Below are 24,076 nucleotides of genomic sequence, written 5' to 3' on the forward strand. Positions count from 1 at the left end.
ACTTTTGCACCTGCTTCCTCGAACTAGGGGAAGAATGCTTATGTCAACCCATAAAAAATAAAAGTATGAGCACTTTCGATGTTATTGTTTTAGGTAGTGGTCCCGGTGGATATGTCGCGGCCATAAGGGCTTCCCAGCTTGGTTTTAAGACCGCTATAATTGAAAAGGAAAGTCTTGGTGGCGTCTGTTTGAATTGGGGATGTATACCTACTAAAGCATTGTTGAAATCCGCTCAGGTATTTGAATATCTACAACACGCCGATGCCTATGGTTTGAAGGCCGAGGGAGTCGATAAGGATTTTGGTGCCGTGGTCAGTAGAAGTCGAGGTGTAGCCGATGGAATGAGTAAGGGCGTGCAGTTTTTGATGAAAAAAAACAAAATCGAAGTTATCAACGGATTCGGAAAACTGAAACCGGGTAAAAAGATTTTGGTAAAAGACAATGACGGGAAAGAGACCGAATATAGTGCCGAACACATCATAATTGCAACAGGTGCCCGTAGTCGTGAACTACCAAGTCTTCCCCAAGATGGAAAGAAAATTATCGGCTATCGAGAGGCAATGAGCCTAGATAAGCAACCCAAAAGTATGATTGTGGTCGGAAGTGGGGCCATTGGGATTGAATTTGCCTATTTCTACAACGCTATGGGCACTGAAGTAACCGTTGTTGAATTCTTACCGAGTATCGTTCCCGTAGAGGATGAGGAAGTCTCTAAACAGTTGGAACGCAGTTTTAAAAAAGCCGGTGTGAAGATAATGACCTCGGCAGAAGTTACTTCGGTAGATACTTCTGGAGAGGGTGTGAAAGCTACCGTCAAAACAAAGAAGGGCGAAGAAATTTTACAAGCCGATATCGTACTTTCTGCCGTGGGTATAAAGACCAATATTGAAAATATCGGTCTTGAAGACGTGGGTATTGCCACTGATAGGGACAAAATCGTGGTCAATGATTATTATAAGACCAATATTCCCGGATACTATGCCATTGGAGATGTAACGCCAGGTCAAGCTTTGGCCCACGTGGCCTCGGCCGAGGGCATTCTTTGCGTGGAAAAAATTGCTGGCATGCATGTAGAACCCTTAGATTATGGCAATATTCCCGGCTGTACCTATTGCATGCCCGAAGTGGCGTCGGTAGGTCTGACCGAAGCCCAAGCGAAAGAAAAAGGATTTGATGTCAAGGTTGGTAAATTTCCATTTTCCGCTAGCGGCAAGGCGAAAGCCTCTGGAAATCCCGATGGTTTTGTAAAGGTTATTTTCGATGCCAAATATGGGGAGTGGTTGGGTTGCCATATGATCGGTGCCGGGGTAACCGATATGATCGCTGAGGCAGTAGTGGCCCGAAAATTGGAAACCACAGGCCATGAAATCTTAAAAGCGGTACACCCACACCCCACCATGAGTGAAGCTGTTATGGAAGCGGTAGCTGCGGCCTACGGTGAAGTGATTCATCTATAAATTATAAAATAAAGACAAAGTGGCTGAAAGACTTTATCTAAAATAGTACAACAAACATCGGCCAATCGCGATAACTAGGTTTTAAATTTAAGATTTCATGCTTCCGATTTTTAGAATTACGGCAATTCTTGAGGGTATTTCTTATCTGACGCTTTTTGCGGTGACCATGCCCTTAAAATACTTGGCCGATATTACCTTACCCAATAAGTACGTGGGCTATGCACATGGCTTCCTGTTCATTGCCTATATTGTGATGGCCATAGTTTTTTGGAGGCAACGGAAATTGGGGGTAAAAATGGGCTTTATTTTGCTATTGGCATCCCTGCTGCCTTTTGCGACTTTTTATGTCGATAAAAAGTATTTATCTTCCGAATAAAATAGTCTACCTAGTATAAGATACCGAGATTTATCATAATTCCACTTACGAAGTCCGGCGTTATTTCCATCAGTATTGCCATTGGACCAGTATCAATTTTTATTCCTCCGCCAAGATTAATCGTCGGATACCCAAAAAAATTAGGATACTTTATATCATTTTCTAATTCATTAGGCCTGGTATTCCAGTTAAGTGCAATACCACCTCCAATATAACCGTAGGATTTTAGAATACCAGATTTTGATTGAAATTTTATACCGAAAGGAATAATACTTAATACATGCTGCTTTGAAATTTGAGAATCATCTATATCATAGGTACCAGAATGTCTATATGTCACACCGTTTATAGTAGAAATACTAAGGGATCTTTCAGTTTTCATCGTCTCTCGATAAAAGGCTAATCGATAGTAAGTATACGATGGGCCGTTAATGGGCAGACCCGCCGAAAAACTATAATGGCGTTCAAGTGCAGGTTCATATTCGTTCATTGGATATTTCTCAGCTTCTTGGTGATTATAGGAATCTATAAGCTTCTGAATATTTCTTTGTGAAAAGCTGATTTTGCTGATATTCGATTTCCTCAAAAAGCCATTCGTTATACTATCAATTGAAATAATATACCCCTTCTCCGTTTTGTTGTAATACTTACCATTGTTCTTTATTTGCTTCTTTCTTGGCGTATGTAAATAAACATAGCCGTTTGTTGAATTATCCCTCAGGATATAGTCCGCTTTTACCCTATTTCGGTATCTTCTTACATACATATCAATCTTACCTGATGAAATTCTTTTTGCTAAGATATGCTTCGTAGACCCATTTCCTGTGACCTTAAAACTTCTTAAATGTCTACCCGACCCGTAGTCTAAACTTTGCAATTCTTGAGGGTCATAGTGGAAAACCGTCTCGCTTTGCAAGTCTTTTTTGAAAAAAATTTCTTCGGCGAGTTCCCAATCTACATCAGCCTTGATATAGCCATGGATCGTATCGTGATTCGAGGTTACGATGAAGCCTGACCTATACTCGGATTGCGACATAACCCCGATGGGAATCAAGGCTGTCAAAGATAAAAAAGAGCGTAATGTAAAACGGAAGCCTATATCGTAAATTCTTAGTACCATAGTTTTTAGAGTTATTGTAGGACAATAACTACAAAAAGAATGGTTTAGTATAGCTGTATCACTAGTCGCTATTATTAGGAGAAAGTAGTGAGGCTCTAGGTGGATTTAAAGTGCTTCTTCTTTTGTTTATCTCGAAACCAAATTAATAAAGCAGACGTGCTGCATTACCCCTTCAAAGTAACGAAACTCAAACTACAAGCAAATTCCTGATTTTTACTTACGGGTCTAACTCGCTCAATACCTATCGAAAGTGTCTTGCCGATAAGAAAGTATAGACGAAACCGAGGGTCAAAGTAGTCCAGGTAGCATCATCGCCTTTTATGGCGGTATAGGAAAAATTAACTTCAGACTGTGCGCCCATCTGAAATCCGAATTGAGGACGGTAATAAAACCCTCCTTCATTACCATCGTTCAAACCTAAAGCCTGACCTACGTCACCACCAAAAGAAAAAGAACGGGACAGCCATATGCGAACAGAGGCTGCAATGGGTACAAATTGCCTACTCGGTAATTTGATACTAGCAGTTTGCTCAAATCTGTACGTTTCGGCAAAACCGTGTACTATACCCGATTTTATACCCAAGTCTAGAAGTTTATTGGGTGCCCACATGTATCCGACATCCAAACCGGCCACGATACTTATACTATCATTGTAATCTCCGATGGGAAGCCCTGCATGAGCCCCAATTTTAAAGCCTTCTTGAGCACTTATAGAAAAAAAAGAAATACTGAACACTATTAAAAAAAAGACCTTCCGAATCATCTGGTTTTCGATTTGTTTAGATTTACAAACGAAATAAACGGTCCTAAAGTGTGAGTGACTACTTTTTTGTTGTCAAATGATAAAAAAATGATGGGATAGTATGGTGCTCTATATCACGTTTTTCTAGGTCTAATGTACTTCCAAGAAGCTCTGAATGGCCAAATCATAACTTTGCAGCCCAAAACCCAGAATCACTCCCTTGGCCCCAGGTGAAATATAGGACACGTGCCGAAACGATTCCCGTTGATGTGTATTCGAAATATGCACTTCTACCACAGGGGTCTCAATAGCCTTTATCGCATCGCCCAAACCTACGGACGTATGGGTATACGCTGCGCCATTTAAAACGATACCATCATAGGAAAAACCGACTTCGTGAAGCTTGTCTATTAGTTCGCCTTCAATATTCGATTGAAAATATTCAAGCTGTACGGTCTTGAAACGGAATTGTAAATCTGCAAAATAATCATCAAAAGTTTTATCGCCATATACTTCAGGTTCACGCTTCCCCAAAAGGTTCAGGTTGGGGCCATTGATAATGATAATCTTCATTTGTGTAAACAATTTTGTGAATGAGTCAGGGTAGTTAGCCCTCAATTCTAAATTCAGATCCTATAAAAAATAACATGCCCCAAGTGAAAAAATTCCATTTTTTACGGCAGTATTTTCAAGTACTTGCGAGAAATCGAAACCAAAACGAAACTGAAAATAGAATTGCTCGTCCAAGCGGTAACCGCCACCGAAATTAATACCTATCTGCAAAGAATTTGCCTTAAGTGTATCGCTTGGGTCAATTTTATCGAGATTATCGGCCAACAAGAAACTGATTTGCGGCCCTACCTCCGCAGCAATATTCTCCGTGAGATGAAATTTACCCATTAATGGGAGATGCAAATAGGTCAGATTCAAATTTTCAGGGCCAATATCGGCACCTTGAAAAGAGATTAAAAGTTCAGGCTGAAAGTAGAGGTCTTCCAAAATAATCGGTATTTCAGCCATCCCCCCGATATAGCCCCCCATTTTTGGCGAGATATCGACAAAATCCTTACCTAGAAAAGTTGAAACATTAAGACCGGTCTTTACTCCAAAAATAACTTCGCTATCACCTCCGGAAGGGCCAGTACCTTGAATTACTACCTGTGAACTACTTTGCTGTATTGCAAAAAGCAGTACCAGAAAAATCAATACTCTTTTTAAGGTCATTGTGGTTGGTATTTTTAGTTTGGTATGGTTTTAAAAAGTACTTCAAAGATAGAAAACTTTTGACCGCAAAATATTATTACAACTAAATAAGGACACCTGTGCAATTAGCCTTTGATTAAAATAGGGCCATTGTTTACCTTTAGCGCATGGATTGGAAACCGGCAATTCAGGAGTATGGAGATTTTCTTAGAATCGAAAGAGGGCTATCGGACAATTCTATCAAAAATTATACCCTGGACGTTGAAAAGTTAGTACAGTTTTTAGAAACAAACGAACTGGACTATGATCCTTTAAAGATTGATCGAGCAACTATTCAACATTTTATTTATGAAGTGGCCAAATACATGAACCCAAGATCCCAAGCCCGAATAATATCGGGCCTGAAGAGTTTTTTCAATTACTTGCTTTTTGAAGATTATCGCAAGGATAACCCATTAGATTTAATAGAATCCCCAAAAATTGGGAGGAAACTCCCTGACACCCTTTCCGAACAGGAAATCAACAACCTCATAGGCGCCATTGACCTCTCTAAACCTGAAGGAGAGCGTAATCGGGCCATGCTAGAAACACTGTACGGTTGCGGGTTGCGGGTTTCCGAACTGATCAACCTTAAAATATCCGACCTCTATTTCGAGGAAGATTTCATCAAGGTTACCGGAAAAGGCGACAAACAAAGATTTGTACCCATAAGTACCATCAACAAAAGATATATTGATATTTATCGCAATGAAGTTAGAATTCACCAAAAAATACAGAAAGGCTTTGAAGACATTCTCTTTTTGAACCGCAGGGGTCGACAACTTACTAGGGCTATGATATTCACTATCATCAAACAACTAGCTGAAAAAACCAATCTTACAAAAAATATAAGTCCGCATACTTTTAGACACTCGTTCGCCACACATTTATTACAAAATGGAGCGGATCTGCGGGCTATTCAACAGATGTTGGGTCATGAAAGCATAACCACAACGGAGGTCTACGTTCACGTTGATAGAACCCATTTGGCACAAGTTATCAATAAATACCACCCGAGAAACTAAATTTGTTCGTTCGATGTTCTATGTAAGCATGGACAAATCGACTCAAGTTTTCTTTCGGTCCCTGAACAAACTATAATCCCTTCTGTAGGGGCGTATAATCAATCGGGCCTCCCTATCAAAACGAATATAATTATAGACCCAATTTACAAATACCACCATACGGTTTCGAAAACCGATCAAAAAGAAGAGATGTACGAACATCCAGACGAACCAAGCGAAGACGCCTTGAAATCTATAGTTCTTCAAATCGGCGACGGCCTTGTTTCGCCCTATGGTTGCCATACTGCCTTTATCTTCGTAAATAAAAGGTTGCATGGGTTTATTTTCAATTAAATTAAGTAGGTTTTCCCCAAGATGTCGACCTTGCTGAATAGCCGGTTGTGCCATCATTGGATGTCCACTGGGCAACTCATCGGTATGCATGCAAGCAATATCGCCAATAGCAAAAATTTCGGGATATCCGATCAATTGATTAAACTCATTGACTTTGATTCGGTTTCCTGGCACTACAACTTCTTCCATATCAAGCCCTTTTATCGAAGCACCTTTGACTCCTGCTGCCCATACGAGGGTTGCGGCTTCAAAAACAAGATCGGTTTTGGTGAGTACCGTTTTACCGTCATACCCGGTTACGCGGGTATTTTTCCATATTTGCACCCCTAATCGCTCTAAAAAATCTTCCGCTTTTATAGAAGCCTCCTCGCTCATTTCCTTTAAAATTCGATCCCCGGATTGAATAAGGTTTATCTGTGCCCGTCGGGTATCGAGATCCGGATAATCTTTAGGTAAAATTCCTTTTTTGATTTCCGCCAAAGCCCCTGCCAACTCTACCCCCGTTGGACCACCCCCAACAATAACAAAATTCATTAACGCATCACGCTCATGAAGATCATCGGTCAACAAAGCCTGTTCGAAGTTCTCTAGAATCATGCTCCGCAGGTTCAACGATTGTGGAATCGATTTCATCGCCATAGCATTTTTTTCGATTTCGAAATTCCCGAAAAAATTCGTTTCCGATCCAGCGGCTACAACCAAATAGTTATATGAAAGTTTCCCAATATTGGTGACCAACACCTTTTCGTCATGCAAGACCTGTTGCACTTTGGCCATTCGAAAGAAAAAATTGGGGTAGTCTTGCAATATCTTTCGAATGGGGTAGGCGATCGAGTCAGGTTCCAGCCCCCCGGTTGAGACCTGATAAAGCAAAGGTTGAAAAGTATGATAGTTATTCTTGTCGAGCAAAACTACCTGCACTTCTTTCTTACTTAATTTTTTAGCAAGGGCTATTCCGGCAAAACCACCTCCGATAATGACAATTCTCGGAAAACTACTTCTAGGTATATTCAGTGCATCAGTGTCTGTCATATCAATACGTATTAGTCCCGAAAATAAACATTCATAACATATCAAAATAATAGCTACCCAATTTTCGTATCGGTTAAGAGAATTTTATCAAATAGAACGCCCCAACCAAATAACAACCTCGTACATTACACCCCGATAATGATTCGAAGGCGTCAAAAATCGCTGTTAAAAATTTTTATTCTGTAACAAATGCTGAAATTTACATACAAATAGATCAACAACCTCCCGACTTGAAGTGAATAAAGAACTGGAACATCAGTTTGTAACAGAACTTGAGAGCAATCAAAATATTGTTCATAAAGTCTGTACCTTATATACGAGCAATAGAGAAGCCCACAATGACCTTTTTCAAGAAATTACCATACAGCTATGGAAGGCATATCCCAAATTTAGGGGAGAATCAAAATTTAGTACGTGGATGTATAGAGTTGCCCTAAACACCGCAATAACCTTATATCGGAAGTCAAAACGAAGCGTTCAAACCCAAGATTATGAATCGGTAATTTTCAAGATAAAAGCTGATGAGTATGATGCGACAGAAGAAGAACAATTACAACTTATGTATAAAGCCATCAGACAATTGGGAGATATTGACAAGGCGCTTGTATTTCTCTTTTTGGAGAACAAAAGTTATAGTGAAATCAGTGAAACCCTTGGTATCAGTGAAGTCAATGCACGAGTAAAAATGAACCGGGTCAAAACCAAATTAAGAACGATACTGAACCCTTAGTTTTATGATGGACGAATTAGAACTATTAAAAAGAGATTGGCAAAAAAGAGAAGAACAACTTCCACGATTGTCGTATGGAGACATTTATCAAATGCTCTGGAAAAAATCATCGTCTATCGTAAAATGGATATTGATAATCAGTCTTCTCGAATTTGCCTTGCCCCATTTGCTTTATTTAATTCCTGGTGTTTCGGAAAGCTTCGAGACTTACGAAAAGTTAGGCATAAAAAGAGTATCGACCCTTATTTGGATCGGAAGTTATTTAGTCACCTTTTATTTTATCTACCAATTTTACAAGAGGTATAGGGAGATTTCGACGCTCGACGACGCCAAAAAGCTGATGCAGAAAATCATTCGAACCCGTAGAACCGTAAAGCATTACGTAATATTTAGTTTATCCATGCTTTTCTTGACTTGTATTGTAATCATGATAGGCATATATTTCAATGACAATTTGATGGCTGCATTTCCAGCAGCAAGCGATGCGAAACGAAATATGTCGCCGGAAAAGTTTAAGAGTCTTATGCTAATGGTGATGGGAGTATGCAGCGTCGGGATGATTGTTTTGATGGGCGCCGTATACTTTTTGCTGTACGGGCTGCTTCTAAAAAAATTGAAAAGAAATTATAAAGAACTCGAGCGTCTTGAAGTTTAGAATTTCTTCCGGTTTCGATATCGACGAAGTTCGTTTTCTTTTTCGTAGGCCAGCAGTTCTTTTTGCGGAATTACCTTGAGAAACGAAGGGTGTTGCTCAATCGCATATTCCAATTTCTCGATTATCGATTCGAACGATTCGTTGTCGTAATCGATATCTAAAGGCTCTTTAATCACCATTGACTGCAAAATTCCCTTTTTCTTTACCCGGAGACCTTTTTTATCAAATGATCTTCGAAACCCGTCTATGACCACTGGAACAACAATAGGTTTATATTTTTTGATAATATGTGCCGTACCCTTTCGCAGAGGTTTCCAAGGTGTTGTAGTACCTTGGGGAAAGGTTATGACCCAGCCGTCTTTTAAGGCCGTACCGATATTTGAGATATCGCTCATTTTAACCTGGCGGTTTACGTCCTTCCCATCGGACCTCCAAGTACGTTCGACGCTAATCGAGCCCGCATAAGCGAATATTTTGGTCAAAAGGCTTTCCTTCATAGTTTCAGCAGCGGCCACATAATAAATATTCAGTTTTGGTTGCCATAAATATCCCACGTTCTTGATATTATCGACCCGCCCGCTAAGACTTGCGTTAAATACATGGAACATGGCGACCACATCGGCGAAATACGTCTGGTGGTTACTTACAAAAAGAACGTTTCTCTCAGGAAGTGAGCGTATCACATCGGAACCTTCGATTTCAAGGCTATTAAACTGTTTATAGCGTGAATGCGTCAGCAATCCAAGAACTCGGATAAGCCACTTCTTAAGAAACAAAATGTGCCCAAAAGGGTTCTCCTTAAATATACCCATAGGTGCTAAAATACGAAATAAGGAACTATAAAACCTGCTGTATCAACATCCTGATTTCGCTGAGCATCATACCCGTGGCACCCCAAACCGTATAACCATTTAATTTAAAGGCGGGTACCGAAACATTTTCGGCATATGATGTGGTTAGATTTTCCATAAAAATATTGGAATCATCCAAAAAATCGACCAGATTTACTTCTACCAGTGCGGCCACCTCCGACGCTTGAGGAACAAAGGGCCTTGCTTCTCGATATAATCCTATGAATGGATATACTTCGAAATTACTGGGGGGAATATAAATCTCGCTCAGCGACCTTACAATCTCAATTTGTTGTGGGTGTACCCCAACCTCTTCATGGGTTTCCCTTAAAGCGGTCGCCATGAGGTCATTATCTTTTTTTTCTGCCTTTCCTCCTGGGAAACCGACTTGATTGGAATGTACGTCCTTTGGATGGCTCTTTCGCAAAATCAACAAAAGGTTGGTGCGGTGTTCTGCATTGGGGTAGAATAGGGCCATCACCCCCGCTTTTTTAGTATTTCTCTTTTTTTTCCGGGCCAATCGAAGTTCTTCCAAGCGAAACTGCGGGGCCATTTTTAAATGTGATGACTCTCCAGGTAACGGTAGATTTTTTATTTTTGAAATCCTTATGGTAAACTCATCAAAATTCATGACAGTCGAGAAATTAATTTCGATAGCAATATTAATGTTATTTTTTCTGTCCTCCTGTGGCGAAACTCCAAAAGAACCACCTAAATCAAATGCGCCCGTTAACATTGAGGAAGATTCCGTTGCAGTAGATTCCATCCCGGCGAAAAAAGAGGATAGCACGGCCAAAAAGGAGAAATTTGTACTTACGGAAGACAATGCTATCGATTTCTTTTTCGATTACCAAAAAGACCTGAAAGCCGACAAGGTTCGTATTACGACGCGTTTTGGCAGCTTTACGGTACAACTTTACGACAATGTACCCTATCACAAAGCCAATTTCATCTACCTTGCTCGGAAAGGGTATTTTGATGGCACCCAATTCCATCGTATCGTGAAGGATTTTATCATTCAAGGGGGTAATTCGGACGATGTAGAAACCGGTCGAAAAAGAAGTGAGATCGGCCGCTACCTGTTGCCGCCCGATACTCGAAAAGGCCACCGGCATCATCGCGGAACCATTTCCATGCCCAGTAGTGAAATTGACAATCCGCATATGTTGGCTTCTCCCTACGAATTCTTTATTGTCGTAACAGACCCAGGATCATATCATTTAGATGGAGATTTCACCCCATTTGGAAGGGTAATAGAAGGTATGGATGTTGTGGACGAAATTAATAGTGTGAAGACCGGCCAAGGCGATTGGCCTTATCAGAACATCTATATTCAAAAAGCCGAAGTAATCGAATAAGCACGTAATATACCATGGGGAGTTGACCTCACAGACCCTTTTTACGGTAGATGTTCGGAAGGGCAATTTTGAATCTCACCGCCAATATACGCGTGGTTATGATGATGAAAATTCCTAAAAGATATGGAAAGGTACCGTCGATGGGCAATGGCTTTACCAAGAAATAACCACAACCCCCTAAAATACATGCAGTAGCATATATTTCCCTCCGAAAAATCACCGGAATCTCGTTACATAATATATCTCTTATAACTCCGCCGAAACACGCGGTTATAGTGCCAAGGGCGATACACATTATAGGTGACAACGATACGGCAAGCCCCTTCTCTATACCCAACATCGTGAACAGACCGATACCAATCGTGTCGAATAAAAATAGCGTCTTCCGAAAATATTTTAGTTGGTTTACGAACAGAATTGCAAATACAACCGTCAGGGCTATGACCATTACGTATATGGTCTCTCGCATCCACATCACGGGCGTATTGCCAATAAGCACATCTCTTAGCGTGCCTCCACCGACCGCCGTTACGAAGGCGATGATAAAAACCCCGAAGACATCAAGTTTCTTATCCATAGCGACCAAAACCCCGGAAATGGCAAAGGCCACCGTACCTAAAATATCGATGGTATAATATAACATTAAGTCTTCGAAATTATATAGATCATTGCGATGCTTTTTGATGAGGCCCTAAAAGAAAATTGACAGCGGACAAATTACGTATTCATCGCAGGTTTGGTCAAATTTAAGAGTTCTGGGTATAAAAGTTATAATCTCTTATGACGACATCTATAAAATGTACGGGTTTCAATTGGGTCGTAATACCGGTCACTTTTTTTATTTGGTCACTCAAAGAAACTATAATATGGTGATGCCCATTTCGTTTGGCCTCTTCGAAAAGCTCCTTTATCGTCTGTATTTCACGATCCCCAAAAATAGTCACCTGTGGAAATTGGGGCTTATAGTCCGCTGGTAGCTCCATCATAAGGGTATCCGTCAAAAAGACTCTCTTTTTTTCACTGATTACCGTAGTTCCGGCAGCTATATCCCCTAGCCTTTGACCCGTACCACGCATTAAAATAGTGAGCACCGCCAGGCCTCCTGACGTCAGGGTAATATCTATTATCCGAAGTACCCATCGCATGAAATAATTTGAAAAACCGGGTTTCGAGCCATCAAGACTTACCACTTTGATATTCATTAGGCTTTTTCCAACAGTTTGCCCGTTCATAAGGGTTTCCAAAATGAGATAATAGAGAAAGGCCGGTAAACTCAGCACAAGATAGAGCGCCCACATGTCTCCTATTTCGACTTCAAGAGAGAGCAATACTAAAATCATGAGAACCAAATAAACCGTAATCACAAAAGTATCGATCATGTAAGCAATTATACGGTCTCCGAGATGGGCCGTGTTTTGGCTTATGGTTATATTTTGGGCCGTTTCTATTTGAAATTGTTCCATAGTTTCGTTTCTTTGGGCACTAACCCAAGGTTCGATGCGCGAGGCCGCTTTCGTAAAACAAAATAAAGACAAATGGGCGGTTTTTGAAAACGCATTGTCAAACAGAACGGAGTTGCCGCCCGATAAATTGTCCGACCTCTACATTGAAATCACCGATCATTTGAGCTATGCTAAAACGTTCTATGCGGGCAGCAATACGGAGTTCTATCTAAATGGACTAGCTACACAGGCCCATCAAAAAATTTATAGAACCAAAAAAGAATCTAAGAATCGGATTGTCGGATTTTGGAAAACAGAATTCCCGACTATGTATTTCAACCATCAACGCGAATTGTTGATAGCATTTTTGGTATTTGTTTTCTTTACTATGGTAGGTGTATTTTCTGCGGCCAATGAGGGGGATTTTGTCCGTTCGATATTGGGCGACTCCTATATCAATATGACCTTACAGAATATCGAAAACGATGATCCCATGGCGGTCTACAAAAAAATGGGGGAATTCAATATGTTCTTGGGAATAACCATTAACAACATACGTGTGGCATTAATGGCCTTTGCCTATGGAGTTCTCTTGGGAATCGGAACTCTGTTTGTTCTTTTACAAAATGGCATCATGCTGGGAAGTTTTCAGTATTTTTTTTATGAAAAAGGACTTTTTTGGGAATCGGCGCGTACCATCTGGATTCACGGAACTATAGAAATTTCGGTTATAATTATTGCCGGTAGTGCAGGCCTCGTACTAGCAAACGGCATGCTTTTTCCAGGTACGTATACCCGATTGGAATCCTTTAAAAGGGGGGTTAAAAATGGTTTGAAAATCTTGGTAAGCACTTTACCTTTTTTCGTGATCGCCGGGTTATTGGAAGGTTTTGTAACGCGTCATACCGAAATGCCTGACACTCTGGCAATTTTCATAATTCTGGCCTCTTTTGTACTAATTTGTTTCTATTACGTTATATATCCGAGACTATTGAACAATCAAAAGGGCCGTCAAAGTGCGAAATCTGAGCTTTGACACTTTAGACCACAATAGAATAAAAAGAAAGAGATGGTACGTTCACTTATAATCTGGGCATGAAACAATTTATCGAATTTAAAAGGCAACGTGAACTGGGTGAAATACTATCGGACACATTCGGTTTTTTACGAAATGAATTTAAACCGTTTTTCTCGACCTTTTTTAAAATTGTTGGGCCGTATTTGGTCATAATGCTCATATGCTACGCCTTCTACATGTATCAGTTCGGGAACCTTTTAAATTTCAATGTGGAAAGCTCTAGCAGTGCAGTTAATAGTTTTATTTTACTATTGGTTGGTGGTGCTTTCTTTATTTCTATCGTCGCTGCCTATGTGCTCTCCCAAGCTACTACATTGTTCTATATCGAATCATATACTAAAAATAGAGGTCATATCCATTTCAATGAGATAAAACACAACGTTTACCAGGCATTTTGGCCCTTCATGGGCCTAGGCATTTTAGTAGGTATTTGCGTGGGCCTTGGATTAATGTTCTGCCTTATACCAGGTATCTATTTGGCGGTACCCCTAATTCTTTCGTTTGCCATATTGGTTTTCGATAAAAAAGGAGTTTCTGAGGCATTTAGCTATAGCTTTTCCTTAGTCAAAAATCATTGGTGGATGACTTTTGCTTCCCTTTTCGTAATATGGATAATCGTGACTGTAGCAGGGTATACCTTTGCGCTTCCATCAACCATTTACACCTATGCAAAAATGGGTATTCTTTCAGGAGAAATCGATGCCGAAAATTTTAATATGGTAGATCCAGTATCGACCGTTTTAGGAATTGTAAGTACCTTGGCCCAGTTCATATTGAATACGATCTCAGTGGTCGCGGGAGCGCTAATTTACTTTGACCTCAACGAAAAAAAGAATTTTACCGGCACCTATGAGCGGATTAATACTCTTGGGGAGACTAAAGATTGACGCTATGTCCGGGAAAATGTTGTTTTTATTGTGTTTTTCATTCATGATGATAGCACCAGTTTTCTCACAAAGGGAAGTATCGCTTTTATACGACTCGGATTCCATAGAAATACAACAAATCGAAGCCAGTTCTTTAGATGAGTATCGAAAAGACGATGCTTTTAACTATGAAATAATTCAGGGGAAACCTACCTGGTGGGATGATTTTAAAAGCTGGCTCGGCAACCTGTTCCTACGATTTTTTGAATGGCTTTTCGGCGTAGAAAAAGCAAAGGGCTTTTTGGCAATCTTTTTTCGAATCATTCCCTATATATTACTCGGAGTGCTCATCTACCTATTAACGAAATTCTTTTTGAAGGTAAGTACGAGCCCATTGATGAATCGAACCGCCAATGATACTTCCGTCCATCTTTCGGAAGAAGAGTATCTCATCAAGAACGAAGACCTGCAGCCATTGATTCAAAAGGCCCTTAAAGATAAAAATTACCGATTGGCTATCCGGTTTTATTACTTATACCTGCTACAGCTGATGACAGAGAAGGGGCTGATTCAGTGGGAAATTCAAAAGACGAATTACGACTATCTTCTTGAATTAGAAAAAACAGCATTGCAACAGCCGTTCGGTCATATTACAAACCTTTACGACCATATATGGTATGGAGACTTTCCGATAAACGAACAGCGCTATCTCAACGCAGAAAAGTCTTTTACCGATTTCAAAGCAGTGATCAATGGTAGAAGCTAGAAAGGGTATCGGCTATGTCTTTATTGCTTTGACCACCCTGGCCATAATGTTGCTCTTTCTGTATAATAAACCGAAAGAGGTCAATTGGTTTCCTTCCTACGTTTCAACCCACAAAATCCCATATGGCACCAAGGTTCTTGATGATATACTTTTTAAATTGTTTCCCAAAACGCAAGCTGTTTTCGTATCTCCTTTTGAATTCTTGGAAGGCAACACTCAGGTAGAGGGCACCTATTTTTTTGTCAATGATCGCATAGCTTTTGGAGAGACTGAACTAGAACGTATCTTGAACTGGACCTCAGAGGGCAATTCGCTCTTTATAGCATCGACCTCGTTTGACGAACAATTGCTGGATACCTTGGGAATTAAAATAGGTAATTTTTATGGGGGCTTTAGGGAAACAAAATCGTATGCCCACCAAATGGTACATCCAAAATTAAGAAGTGAAGAAGATTATTTTTTCGACAAAGGTGACTATGCCATTGTTGTAGACGAAATAGACACTTTGAAAACGAGCATTATCGCTACCGTAAACATCCCGTCCCATAAACCATCAGGCAAAAATCCCGCTGTTGACGCCATAAAGAGAAAGTTTGGCCAAGGTGATATTACACTGAGTACTTTTCCCCAAGCCTTCACGAATTACTTTATTCTTAAGGAGAATAACAGCAAATATACGGCAGGATTGCTTTCCTACATTGATGTTGACCGCAACCTCTATCTCGACCATTATCATAAATCGGGAAAGACGACTTATACTAGCCCCATGCACATCTTTCTTAATACGAAAGAATTCAAATGGGCCTATTACCTTGTAGTATTCGGAGCCTTAGTATATGTTTTCTTTGAAGGAAAGCGTAAACAAAGGGCAGTTCCTGTGGTTAAATCCTTAAAGAACCAAACACTGGCCTTTACCAAAACGATTGCCGACATGTACTACCAGACAGAGGGTAACGAGAAAGAGATTGCCAAGCTTAAAATTAACCACTTTTTGGAATACATTCGTTCTCGCTTTCGTTTGGGAACTCTCGAGCGAGAGGATGATTTTTATCACAATCTAGCCTCCCGCAGCTCGAATACCATTGAAGATGTTAAAAAATTATTCCAGTTTATCGAAAGGATACAGAACCAGGAAAACATTTCCAATTTCGATCTACAGAAATTGAACAAAGCTATCGAAGCATTTAAAATTAGAACCTATGACAAATAACGAAACAGATAATGCTAATCTGAATTTCGAAAATCGAATTCCCCTTGAAGACCTTCAAACTGCCATTTCAAACATCAAAGCGGAACTTGCCAAGGTAATTATAGGACAAAATTCCTTCATTGAACTATTAATCGCTTCACTATTGGTCGATGGGCATGTGCTTATTGAGGGTGTACCTGGTGTAGCTAAAACGATTACGGCCAAGCTATTTGCAAAAACCTTAAAGACCAATTTCAACCGCATTCAATTTACGCCCGACCTGATGCCAAGTGATATTCTGGGTACTTCAATTTTTAGTGCAAAAACTTCTGAGTTTGAATATAAAAAAGGTCCCATATTTTCTAATATCGTACTCATCGACGAAATCAATCGAGCTCCGGCCAAAACACAAGCAGCCTTGTTCGAGACTATGGAGGAACGTCAAATCACGATGGACGGTACTACGTATCAAATGGATAGCCCTTTTATGGTTTTGGCCACTCAAAACCCCATAGAACAAGAAGGAACCTACGCCCTGCCCGAAGCGCAATTAGATCGTTTTTTATTCAAGATAAAAGTAAGTTACCCCAGCCCTGAGGAAGAGGTTCAAATCATTCAATCCCATCATGCTCGTAAGAGCAAGAACCCCGAAGCCCTTGTTGATCATAGTATAACTCCGGAACAGCTTATAGATTTTAAGGAAAAGATACAGGATATTATTGTCGAAGAAAAAATCATGAAGTATATCGCGGAAATCATTACGAAAACCCGTAATCATCCCCATCTTTATTTGGGCGGCTCACCTCGGGCATCTATCGCGACCCTGAATGTCTCAAAAGCCTTTGCGGCGATGAACGGTAGAGATTTCGTTATTCCGGAAGATATCAAAAAAGCATTGGTTCCGGTATTGAACCATAGAATTATCTTGACTCCCGAACGTGAAATGGAGGGTATGACCACCGAAAGCGTGGTCGCTATGATTATCGAGTCGGTTGAAATTCCAAGATAGATACGATGCAGTTTTTGAAATCGTTCTACATACACAATGCCTTTTTTAAATATATCGCCCTATTATCTGGCTGTTTTGTGATTTCATATTGGTTCCCCGTAATCTATCCCATCGCATGGATTTTAACCATGCTTTTACTCGGTCTTTTTTTATTCGACATATACCTTTTGTACGGAATGGGAAATGGATTATGGGCCGAAAGGATTTTACCCCTCAAATTATCAAATAGCGATGATAACATTATTCGCGTTTATCTTCGGTCGTCATATCGTTTTAAGGCCTTCATTTCGGTAATCGACGAACTTCCGATACAATTTCAAAAGCGTGATTTCGACTACCGGACAGCTCTGCATAAAAATGAAAATCAAGGTTTTCAATACACGGTTAGACCGGTAGACCGGGGCGAATATGTTTTTGGCAATCTTAATGTCTTTGTTTCATCCCCTTTTAAAATTATCAAAAGGAAGTTCGTATTTCAAAAAGATCAAATGGTTCCTGTTTATCCGAGCATCATACAAATGCAGCGGTACGACTTTTTGGCTATCGACAATCGACTAAGCGATATTGGGTTGAAAAAAATACGTCGGATCGGGCATACCCAAGAGTTTGAGCAAATCAAGGAATATGTACATGGCGACGATTTTCGAACCGTAAATTGGAAAGCCACTGCAAAGCATAACCAACTCATGGTCAATCAGTATCAAGATGAGCGATCCCAACCTGTTTATTCGATTATAGACACCGGAAGGGTTATGAAAATGCCCTTCAATGGTCTAAAGCTTCTCGACTACGCCATAAACTCAACTCTGGCGTTCTCAAATGTCGCCTTAAAACGCAAAGACAAAACGGGGCTACTAACATTTTCCAAAAACATCGAAACCTTTGTTCCAGCGCTGCAAAAAGTAACCCATTTAAATTCCATTCTTGAAAAACTCTATAACATTACCACAGCATACACCGATTCGGATTTCGCATTGCTCTATACCTACGTTAAGCGAAAAATAACACAAAGAAGCCTTTTACTGCTCTATACAAATTTCGAGCACACCTCTGCTCTTGAAAGACAGCTACCCTATTTACTTGCGTTGTCTAAAAAGCATGTATTGGTAGTCATATTTTTTGAAAATACGGAACTCGAAGCACTAGTCGATTCGTACGCCCAAGATCTGCAAAGCATCTATCACCAAACCATTGCAGAAAAATTCGTTCTCGAAAAGCAGCTCATGCAAAAACGCCTGCGTCAATATGGTATACAGACCATACTTACCAAACCTTCGGAATTGACAATTCATACGATCAATACATATTTAGAACTTAAGGCGCGTGGCTTATTATGACTTTAAAATATCTTCTACCAGATTTTCCATTTGAACATTCCTAATCTTTCCCCTAAACCTACATTTTATAATTGACCTTAGTCTTAATTGAAAATTGTTAATAACTTTTTAAGAAGAATCTATTTTTTCCCTGCCTGATCTTATCGCTGTGTCATCGACGAACTACAAGTTGTACCGTAGTATTCGTACCGAGATTTTATTCCAATACTAGAAATTATATGGTACAGAATACCTAAATTACATGTTCCCGAAAATTATTTTTAAAATATTATCCTAATTTTTCGCACCAACCAAACCTACAAAAAATGAAGTTTTTATCTTCTTTAAATAGCCTGTTAGACGTATTTCCGGTCCTTAAAAAAAGAGCTGACTTCCGCTTGATAGACATAAAAAATAAAACAGCTAAGGCCAAGGCTTCGCTAAATGACACCAAATGCAATCTTGAAATTCTTCCTAGTGGCATCATGGTGGTCGGAAAGTTTGCGGAAAATGACAATATCATTCCTATTTTAAAAGATGAAATAGAATCTATTAGTTTGGTTCGAGGAAGAGAAGTTATCGACACGTTTTATTGGTCGCCGATGTATATATTTTTAAGGTTAGGCATCCCCAAAAGAATTGCACGCTATTTTCAAGTCTACCCCTATGAATACAGAATTTCCGAAACACAAATTACCATCGATTGTAATGAGCTTAAGCTTCGGTTGATTTCGAGGGGCAGTATCTTCGAAAAACTTGTACGCACCTTTAAGCGAAAAGGATATGGAGAGCAGCTTGAATTGACCTTGAAACCTAGTCAAGATCTACTCAAATACAACCTCTAATTCAACAATAATTCCGTAAGGATCAACAGCTTTTGTCAAGCAACATATCTTGAAGACCGATGCCCAACTATAGGGCTGAGGTTAAGTCTATGTTTCATATCTTTATACGTACTAAATTCGGGCCATGCAGACCATACTAGGTTCTGGAGGGATTATCGCCACGGAATTGGCAAAATCGCTTCTTGACTATACCTCCGACATTCGTCTTGTCAGTAGAAATCCAAAGAAGGTGAATCCCGGTGACCACCTATTACCTATGGACCTTACCGAAGAACAGGCTGTATATAAAGCCGTTGAGGGTTCTTCGATCGTGTATGTCACCATTGGTTTTCCCTATAGTGCCAAGGTCTGGAGCGATACCTGGCCCAAGTTCATGAAAAATGTAATTTCGGCCTGTAAAAGGCATAAAGCTAAAATGGTATTCTTTGATAACGTATACATGTATGATCGAAACCATTTGAACGGAATGAACGAAGAGACCCCATTGAATCCTACGAGTAAAAAAGGTCAAATCCGATTGGAGGTCCTTCAGATGATCGATTCAGCAATTAAAGCCAGTACCATCGATGCCCTTGTGGCGCGTTGTGCCGATTACTATGGTCCGGGTATCACCAGGAACGGCATGCTAAGGGAACTCGTTTTCGATAATTTGTTCCAAGGTAAAAAAGCCAATTGGTTGGGAAGCGACAAGTACCAACATTCTTTCACCTACACCAAAGATGCTTCGAAAGCCACCGCCCTCTTGGGCAATACCGAAGAAGCCTTCGGGCAAGTTTGGCATTTGCCAACGGCAAAAAATCCATACACTGGAAAAGAATGGATTGAAAAAATAGCTGAAGCTATGGGTAAAAGCCCTAGATATCGTGTGGTTTCCAAATTCATGGTAAAAATTATTGGATGGTTCGTTCCGATAATGAGAGAGGTAGTCGAAATGATGTACCAATACGACAGGGACTATGTATTCAATAGTGATAAGTTCGAAAAAGCCTTCAATTTTGTTCCAACAACGTACGAAAAAGGCATCCAACAAATAGTCATTGAGGATTATTCATAGCGCAAAAACCATTTTTCAACTAAATATGATAAATTAGAGGCATGAAACATAGACAACCCTTAGTGTTTTCAGTCCTATTTTTTTTGACTGTAACTGTACAATCTCAAGAACTTCACGTTCTAGCTAAAAACTTTTTGAACTCGCTCTCCCCTGAATTAAGGGAAGCAACGGTTTTCGACCTTACCGATGAAGAACGGCATAATTTCTACTATACCCCTGTTTATAGAAAAGGTACTGCTTTAAGGGATTATGACGCCCGGCAAAAAAAAGCGGCGTTGAAGCTTCTACGAGCTTCTATAAGTAAAAAGTCATATAAAAAAGTTGAGGAGATAAGGTCTTTGGAAAGCATTCTCAAAATCTTGGAGAATGATCCTAAAATGTCGGATGGTTCGGCCAAAAGAGATCCTCTGAATTATCACTTCTGGATATTCGGTAGCCCTGAGAAAGATAAATTTTGGGGTTGGCGATTTGAAGGTCATCATATCTCGTTGAATTTCGTAGCCTCTGACGGCCTTTTGGTTTCGAGCACTCCATTTTTTCTAGGTTCCAATCCGGGCAGGGTACTTTCAGGCGAGCATAAGGGTAAAGAGGTCTTGAAACAAGAGACGGCTTTAGGCTATGCTTTGGCCAATGCGCTCTCCGAAGAGCAATTGGCTATCGCACGTTTCTCTAAAACTGCGCCTGCAGATGTATTTACCGCCAATCACCCGAAGGCCAATCGATTGGATCACAAAGGTATTTCCTATGCGGCACTGAATGATGACCAGAAAAAAGCCTTCTCAAATCTTTTACAATTGTATTTGGATAATTATGAAGCCAAGTTTTCCAAATCCTTTAAGAAGAAAATTCAAAAAGCGGGCATGGACGAACTTTCCTTTTCATGGGCGGGAAGCTTGGAAAAGGGAGAAGGCCATTACTATAATATTCAAGGCCCCACCGTGTTGATAGAATATGATAATACGCAAAATAACAACAATCATGTACATGCCGTAATTCGCGATTTTGAAAATGATTTTGGGGAGGACATCTTGAAAATGCACTATGAAAAAGACCACACACACTAATTTGTCAACGAAAATGTAACTTTCTTGCCAAACCAGGTAGACACACTGTAGTGTTACCTTTAAAATTTCTGTATCTTCCTTTTTAAAATAATACATCGAATGATACAGTACTCTTGTACCATATTTCTTATGCTATTTTCCGTTTTGACGTTCGCCCAAGACGCGATAATCGGCTTCACCCCCGAACATGCAAAAAAAGAAATAGCTCTTGAAAAGGAATTTGAAAACAACCTATCCACCAAAAATTTGGATCAATGGATGCAACGCCTATCGGCCAAACCACACTGGGTAGGCACCCAATATGGACGGCAAAATGCCGAATGGATACAAAAGCAATTCAAATCTTGGGGCTATGATACGAAAATCGAAACCTATCAAGTGCTTTTTCCCTATCCTAAGGTAAGGCAGTTGGAATTAAAAGCACCCACCACATATAAGGCACATCTTTCGGCCGTTCCTATCGCGGGAGATAGCTTTACGGCGCAAGGAGATGCCTTGCTACCCGCATATAACGCTTTCTCTACCGATGGTGATGTCGAAGCCGAACTTGTTTTTGTCAATTATGGGGTTCCCAAAGACTATGAAGAACTTGAAAAATTGGGTATCGATGTCAAGGGAAAAATCGTTATTGCGAAGTATTATGGATCATGGAGGGGCATTAAACCAAAACTTGCTGCCGAGCACGGAGCCATTGGATGTATTATCTATTCCGACCCTAAAGACGATGGTTATGTTCGTGGTGATGTATATCCTAAAGGGCCATTTAAAAATAAAACAGGAGTTCAAAGAGGGTCTGTAATGGACATGCCCACATATCCCGGTGATGTATTGACCCCAGGTTATCCGGCCACTAAAAATGCGAAGAGGTTATCCCGTGAAGAAGCCCCTACCATTACCGAAATACCAGTGTTACCGATTTCATATGAAGATGCCCAACCGCTTTTGGCAGCACTCGATGGTGAAGTAGTACCCCCATCTTGGCAGGGAGGTCTGCCTATTACCTACCATATCGGTCCTGGACCGGCGATAGTACATTTGAAGTTGGAATTCGACTGGCAATTACAACCGGCCCATAATGTAATCGCCACCCTGCGCGGAGGTGAATTCCCAGATCAATGGGTCTTAAGGGGAAACCATCATGATGCCTGGGTTCATGGCGCCAATGATCCGGTCAGCGGCATGGTCGCACTCATGGAGGAAGCCCGAGCCATCGGTGAATTGGCAAAAAAGGGTCAAAAACCAAGGCGTACCTTGGTGTTCTGTGCTTGGGACGCGGAAGAGCCGGGACTTATCGGCTCTACTGAATGGGTAGAAGAGCATAAAGCTGAATTACAGGAGAAAGCGGTTGCATATATCAATACGGATGGAAATTCCCGTGGCTTTCTAGGGGTCGGTGGATCGCACAGCCTTGAAGCCATGGTATCTGAAATAGCTGGTGAAGTCATCGACCCACAGACGGGGGTCTCCGTTAAAGAAAGAAAAATTGCACGTGACCTCGTAAATGGCGGCAACGAGAAATTCGAGCTATATGCGCTAGGTTCAGGGTCCGATTATACCCCTTTTATTCAACATGCCGGTATTGCTTCCCTAAATTTAGGGTTCGGAGGTGAGAGTTCAGGAGGAGAATACCATACTATTTTTGATACCTATCCACATTACAAACGATTTAAAGACCCTGAATTCGAATACGGGGTAGCTTTAGCCTCTACAGCAGGCCGAATCACACTTCGACTTGCCAATGCAGATGTACTTCCCTTTAAATTTAATCCTTGGCACAAGACGATTTCAAAGTATGTAAAAGAAATTTTGAAAGAGATCGAAACCATGCGTGAAAAAGCAGAAAAACATAATGACCTCATCGAAAAAAACGCTTTCGAGCTCGCGTCAGACCCCAGAAAACCATTTGTGAAACCGGTCAAAATGAAATCCGTACCCTTTCTCGATTTTTCACCTTTGCAAAATCAAATGGCCGTACTTAATTCCACCATCGAAGTGTTTGATCAGATAGATCCCTCAAAATTATCTAGGGACCAGCGAAACACGCTTAATAAAAACGTAATGAAGGCCGAACAAGCCTTGACCTCGGTAATCGGACTACCCCGTCGTTCGTGGTATAAACATCAAATTTATGCCCCTGGCTTTTATACCGGATACGGCGTAAAGACGCTTCCTGGCGTTCGTGAGGCTATCGAACAAAAAAATTGGAAAGAAGCCCAAGAGCAGATCTCGGTTCTGTCCGAAACCTTACAACAACTTAATGACCTCATCGCTACAATGAATACAATACGTTAAATTATGGACTCAAATTATACAAAGATTTTTTCTGGCAACCGCTTTATGGCACAACGTATCGAAGGTAAACTCAAAGAAAGTGGTATCAATCCTGTCATCAAGGATGAATCCGATTCGGCAAGGTTAGCGGGTTTCGCCGCAAATGTCGACGGTAATCTCGAAGTGTATGTGCACCATAGTGAGGTAGATACGGCTAGGCAAGTAATAAAGCAAATCAAATCGGAAACTTAAGTC

At 40.5% G+C, this 24,076-nt stretch carries 26 protein-coding genes; 17 read left to right on the forward strand and 9 right to left on the reverse strand.

Features of this window, described 5'->3' with window-relative positions; all coding sequences use genetic code 11:
- Positions 1-65: 65 nt before the first annotated feature.
- Both lpdA and F2B13_RS06200 read left to right on the forward strand, forming a co-directional pair.
- Complete coding sequence (gene lpdA / locus F2B13_RS06195) at positions 66-1,457, forward strand: dihydrolipoyl dehydrogenase (RefSeq protein ID WP_149303619.1); 1,392 nt, start codon at positions 66-68, stop codon at positions 1,455-1,457.
- A 97-nt stretch (positions 1,458-1,554) separates the two neighbouring features.
- Positions 1,555-1,833, forward strand: a complete 279-nt coding sequence (locus tag F2B13_RS06200; RefSeq protein WP_149277514.1) for a DUF3817 domain-containing protein — start codon at positions 1,555-1,557, stop codon at positions 1,831-1,833.
- Between the two features lie 10 nt (positions 1,834-1,843).
- Here the strand turns inward: F2B13_RS06200 and F2B13_RS06205 are convergent, their stop codons facing one another.
- The 4 genes from F2B13_RS06205 to F2B13_RS06220 form a co-directional block, all read right to left on the reverse strand.
- A complete protein-coding gene (locus tag F2B13_RS06205) occupies positions 1,844-2,953 on the reverse strand; it encodes a hypothetical protein (RefSeq protein WP_149277515.1) in 1,110 nt (369 codons plus the stop codon).
- A 241-nt stretch (positions 2,954-3,194) separates the two neighbouring features.
- A complete protein-coding gene (locus F2B13_RS06210; RefSeq protein ID WP_149277516.1) occupies positions 3,195-3,716 on the reverse strand; it encodes an outer membrane beta-barrel protein in 522 nt (173 codons plus the stop codon).
- 129 nt (positions 3,717-3,845) lie between these two features.
- On the reverse strand, positions 3,846-4,268 hold the full coding sequence (aroQ, locus tag F2B13_RS06215) for a type II 3-dehydroquinate dehydratase (RefSeq protein ID WP_149277517.1): 423 nt from the start codon (positions 4,266-4,268) through the stop codon (positions 3,846-3,848).
- A 60-nt stretch (positions 4,269-4,328) separates the two neighbouring features.
- A complete protein-coding gene (locus F2B13_RS06220; RefSeq protein ID WP_149277518.1) occupies positions 4,329-4,919 on the reverse strand; it encodes a porin family protein in 591 nt (196 codons plus the stop codon).
- Between the two features lie 146 nt (positions 4,920-5,065).
- Here F2B13_RS06220 and xerD point away from each other — a divergent pair, with 146 nt between their 5' ends.
- A complete protein-coding gene (gene xerD / locus F2B13_RS06225; protein ID WP_149277519.1) occupies positions 5,066-5,962 on the forward strand; it encodes a site-specific tyrosine recombinase XerD in 897 nt (298 codons plus the stop codon).
- A 42-nt stretch (positions 5,963-6,004) separates the two neighbouring features.
- Here xerD and F2B13_RS06230 read toward each other — a convergent pair whose 3' ends face one another.
- Positions 6,005-7,309 carry an NAD(P)/FAD-dependent oxidoreductase gene (locus F2B13_RS06230; RefSeq protein WP_149277600.1) on the reverse strand — a complete coding sequence of 435 codons (1,305 nt, stop codon included), beginning with the start codon at positions 7,307-7,309 and terminating at the stop codon, positions 6,005-6,007.
- Between the two features lie 253 nt (positions 7,310-7,562).
- On the opposite strand from F2B13_RS06230, the gene F2B13_RS06235 reads away from it, so the two are divergent.
- Together F2B13_RS06235 and F2B13_RS06240 are read left to right on the forward strand one after the other, a co-directional pair.
- Positions 7,563-8,057: an RNA polymerase sigma factor gene (locus F2B13_RS06235; RefSeq protein ID WP_149277520.1), complete on the forward strand. Its 495-nt coding sequence runs from the start codon at positions 7,563-7,565 to the stop codon at positions 8,055-8,057.
- 7 nt (positions 8,058-8,064) lie between these two features.
- Positions 8,065-8,712: a hypothetical protein gene (locus F2B13_RS06240; RefSeq protein WP_394348963.1), complete on the forward strand. Its 648-nt coding sequence runs from the start codon at positions 8,065-8,067 to the stop codon at positions 8,710-8,712.
- On the opposite strand, the gene F2B13_RS06245 is transcribed toward F2B13_RS06240, so the two are convergent.
- Positions 8,709-9,524 carry a lysophospholipid acyltransferase family protein gene (locus F2B13_RS06245; RefSeq protein ID WP_149277522.1) on the reverse strand — a complete coding sequence of 272 codons (816 nt, stop codon included), beginning with the start codon at positions 9,522-9,524 and terminating at the stop codon, positions 8,709-8,711. The genes F2B13_RS06240 and F2B13_RS06245 overlap by 4 nt on opposite strands.
- 25 nt (positions 9,525-9,549) lie before the next feature.
- Positions 9,550-10,194 (reverse strand): NUDIX hydrolase, encoded by a 645-nt coding sequence (locus F2B13_RS06250; protein ID WP_149303621.1) that lies wholly within the window; start codon positions 10,192-10,194, stop codon positions 9,550-9,552.
- Here F2B13_RS06250 and F2B13_RS06255 point away from each other — a divergent pair.
- Positions 10,193-10,921 (forward strand): peptidylprolyl isomerase, encoded by a 729-nt coding sequence (locus F2B13_RS06255; RefSeq protein ID WP_149303623.1) that lies wholly within the window; start codon positions 10,193-10,195, stop codon positions 10,919-10,921. The two genes, F2B13_RS06250 and F2B13_RS06255, sit on opposite strands and share 2 nt — an antisense overlap.
- A gap of 28 nt (positions 10,922-10,949) precedes the next feature.
- Here F2B13_RS06255 and F2B13_RS06260 read toward each other — a convergent pair whose 3' ends face one another.
- Both F2B13_RS06260 and F2B13_RS06265 read right to left on the reverse strand, forming a co-directional pair.
- Positions 10,950-11,564 carry a trimeric intracellular cation channel family protein gene (locus tag F2B13_RS06260; RefSeq protein WP_149303625.1) on the reverse strand — a complete coding sequence of 205 codons (615 nt, stop codon included), beginning with the start codon at positions 11,562-11,564 and terminating at the stop codon, positions 10,950-10,952.
- A 103-nt stretch (positions 11,565-11,667) separates the two neighbouring features.
- Positions 11,668-12,384 (reverse strand): RDD family protein, encoded by a 717-nt coding sequence (locus F2B13_RS06265; RefSeq protein WP_149303627.1) that lies wholly within the window; start codon positions 12,382-12,384, stop codon positions 11,668-11,670.
- Positions 12,385-12,418: 34 nt separating this feature from the next.
- On the opposite strand from F2B13_RS06265, the gene F2B13_RS06270 reads away from it, so the two are divergent.
- From F2B13_RS06270 to F2B13_RS06320, 11 genes are all read left to right on the forward strand, one after another.
- On the forward strand, positions 12,419-13,399 hold the full coding sequence (locus F2B13_RS06270; RefSeq protein WP_149303629.1) for a stage II sporulation protein M: 981 nt from the start codon (positions 12,419-12,421) through the stop codon (positions 13,397-13,399).
- Between the two features lie 59 nt (positions 13,400-13,458).
- Complete coding sequence (locus F2B13_RS06275; protein WP_149303631.1) at positions 13,459-14,328, forward strand: hypothetical protein; 870 nt, start codon at positions 13,459-13,461, stop codon at positions 14,326-14,328.
- Entirely contained in the window at positions 14,291-15,073 is a 783-nt protein-coding gene (locus tag F2B13_RS06280; RefSeq protein WP_149303633.1) for a DUF4129 domain-containing protein, read from the forward strand. Before F2B13_RS06275 ends, F2B13_RS06280 begins: the two co-directional genes overlap by 38 nt.
- A complete protein-coding gene (locus F2B13_RS06285; protein WP_149303635.1) occupies positions 15,060-16,283 on the forward strand; it encodes a DUF4350 domain-containing protein in 1,224 nt (407 codons plus the stop codon). The genes F2B13_RS06280 and F2B13_RS06285 overlap by 14 nt, the downstream gene beginning before the upstream one ends.
- Entirely contained in the window at positions 16,273-17,271 is a 999-nt protein-coding gene (locus F2B13_RS06290) for an AAA family ATPase (RefSeq protein WP_149303636.1), read from the forward strand. Before F2B13_RS06285 ends, F2B13_RS06290 begins: the two co-directional genes overlap by 11 nt.
- Before the next feature lie 5 nt (positions 17,272-17,276).
- Positions 17,277-18,608, forward strand: coding sequence for a DUF58 domain-containing protein (locus F2B13_RS06295; protein WP_149303638.1), 1,332 nt, complete (start codon positions 17,277-17,279; stop codon positions 18,606-18,608).
- A gap of 305 nt (positions 18,609-18,913) precedes the next feature.
- Complete coding sequence (locus tag F2B13_RS06300) at positions 18,914-19,432, forward strand: hypothetical protein (protein ID WP_149277533.1); 519 nt, start codon at positions 18,914-18,916, stop codon at positions 19,430-19,432.
- Positions 19,433-19,556: 124 nt separating this feature from the next.
- Entirely contained in the window at positions 19,557-20,486 is a 930-nt protein-coding gene (locus F2B13_RS06305) for an NAD-dependent epimerase/dehydratase family protein (RefSeq protein WP_149303640.1), read from the forward strand.
- 41 nt (positions 20,487-20,527) lie between these two features.
- Positions 20,528-21,550, forward strand: coding sequence for a DUF3500 domain-containing protein (locus F2B13_RS06310; RefSeq protein WP_149303642.1), 1,023 nt, complete (start codon positions 20,528-20,530; stop codon positions 21,548-21,550).
- Positions 21,551-21,649: 99 nt separating this feature from the next.
- Positions 21,650-23,842 (forward strand): transferrin receptor-like dimerization domain-containing protein, encoded by a 2,193-nt coding sequence (locus tag F2B13_RS06315; RefSeq protein WP_149303644.1) that lies wholly within the window; start codon positions 21,650-21,652, stop codon positions 23,840-23,842.
- A 3-nt stretch (positions 23,843-23,845) separates the two neighbouring features.
- Entirely contained in the window at positions 23,846-24,073 is a 228-nt protein-coding gene (locus tag F2B13_RS06320; protein WP_149303646.1) for a putative signal transducing protein, read from the forward strand.
- Positions 24,074-24,076: the final 3 nt, after the last annotated feature.

The organism is Pareuzebyella sediminis, from assembly GCF_008367235.1.
Lineage (GTDB): Bacteria > Bacteroidota > Bacteroidia > Flavobacteriales > Flavobacteriaceae > Pareuzebyella > Pareuzebyella sediminis.

Coding starts and splice junctions, on each gene's coding strand:
- lpdA (WP_149303619.1), top strand. CDS start 66: ATGAGCACTTTCGATGTTATTGTTTTAGGTAGTGGTCCCGGTGGATAT.
- F2B13_RS06200 (WP_149277514.1), top strand. CDS start 1,555: ATGCTTCCGATTTTTAGAATTACGGCAATTCTTGAGGGTATTTCTTAT.
- F2B13_RS06205 (WP_149277515.1), bottom strand. CDS start 2,953: ATGGTACTAAGAATTTACGATATAGGCTTCCGTTTTACATTACGCTCT.
- F2B13_RS06210 (WP_149277516.1), bottom strand. CDS start 3,716: ATGATTCGGAAGGTCTTTTTTTTAATAGTGTTCAGTATTTCTTTTTTT.
- aroQ (WP_149277517.1), bottom strand. CDS start 4,268: ATGAAGATTATCATTATCAATGGCCCCAACCTGAACCTTTTGGGGAAG.
- F2B13_RS06220 (WP_149277518.1), bottom strand. CDS start 4,919: ATGACCTTAAAAAGAGTATTGATTTTTCTGGTACTGCTTTTTGCAATA.
- xerD (WP_149277519.1), top strand. CDS start 5,066: ATGGATTGGAAACCGGCAATTCAGGAGTATGGAGATTTTCTTAGAATC.
- F2B13_RS06240 (WP_394348963.1), top strand. CDS start 8,065: ATGGACGAATTAGAACTATTAAAAAGAGATTGGCAAAAAAGAGAAGAA.
- F2B13_RS06245 (WP_149277522.1), bottom strand. CDS start 9,524: ATGGGTATATTTAAGGAGAACCCTTTTGGGCACATTTTGTTTCTTAAG.
- F2B13_RS06255 (WP_149303623.1), top strand. CDS start 10,193: ATGACAGTCGAGAAATTAATTTCGATAGCAATATTAATGTTATTTTTT.
- F2B13_RS06250 (WP_149303621.1), bottom strand. CDS start 10,194: ATGAATTTTGATGAGTTTACCATAAGGATTTCAAAAATAAAAAATCTA.
- F2B13_RS06260 (WP_149303625.1), bottom strand. CDS start 11,564: ATGTTATATTATACCATCGATATTTTAGGTACGGTGGCCTTTGCCATT.
- F2B13_RS06265 (WP_149303627.1), bottom strand. CDS start 12,384: ATGGAACAATTTCAAATAGAAACGGCCCAAAATATAACCATAAGCCAA.
- F2B13_RS06270 (WP_149303629.1), top strand. CDS start 12,419: ATGCGCGAGGCCGCTTTCGTAAAACAAAATAAAGACAAATGGGCGGTT.
- F2B13_RS06275 (WP_149303631.1), top strand. CDS start 13,459: ATGAAACAATTTATCGAATTTAAAAGGCAACGTGAACTGGGTGAAATA.
- F2B13_RS06280 (WP_149303633.1), top strand. CDS start 14,291: ATGAGCGGATTAATACTCTTGGGGAGACTAAAGATTGACGCTATGTCC.
- F2B13_RS06285 (WP_149303635.1), top strand. CDS start 15,060: ATGGTAGAAGCTAGAAAGGGTATCGGCTATGTCTTTATTGCTTTGACC.
- F2B13_RS06290 (WP_149303636.1), top strand. CDS start 16,273: ATGACAAATAACGAAACAGATAATGCTAATCTGAATTTCGAAAATCGA.
- F2B13_RS06295 (WP_149303638.1), top strand. CDS start 17,277: ATGCAGTTTTTGAAATCGTTCTACATACACAATGCCTTTTTTAAATAT.
- F2B13_RS06300 (WP_149277533.1), top strand. CDS start 18,914: ATGAAGTTTTTATCTTCTTTAAATAGCCTGTTAGACGTATTTCCGGTC.
- F2B13_RS06305 (WP_149303640.1), top strand. CDS start 19,557: ATGCAGACCATACTAGGTTCTGGAGGGATTATCGCCACGGAATTGGCA.
- F2B13_RS06310 (WP_149303642.1), top strand. CDS start 20,528: ATGAAACATAGACAACCCTTAGTGTTTTCAGTCCTATTTTTTTTGACT.
- F2B13_RS06315 (WP_149303644.1), top strand. CDS start 21,650: ATGATACAGTACTCTTGTACCATATTTCTTATGCTATTTTCCGTTTTG.
- F2B13_RS06320 (WP_149303646.1), top strand. CDS start 23,846: ATGGACTCAAATTATACAAAGATTTTTTCTGGCAACCGCTTTATGGCA.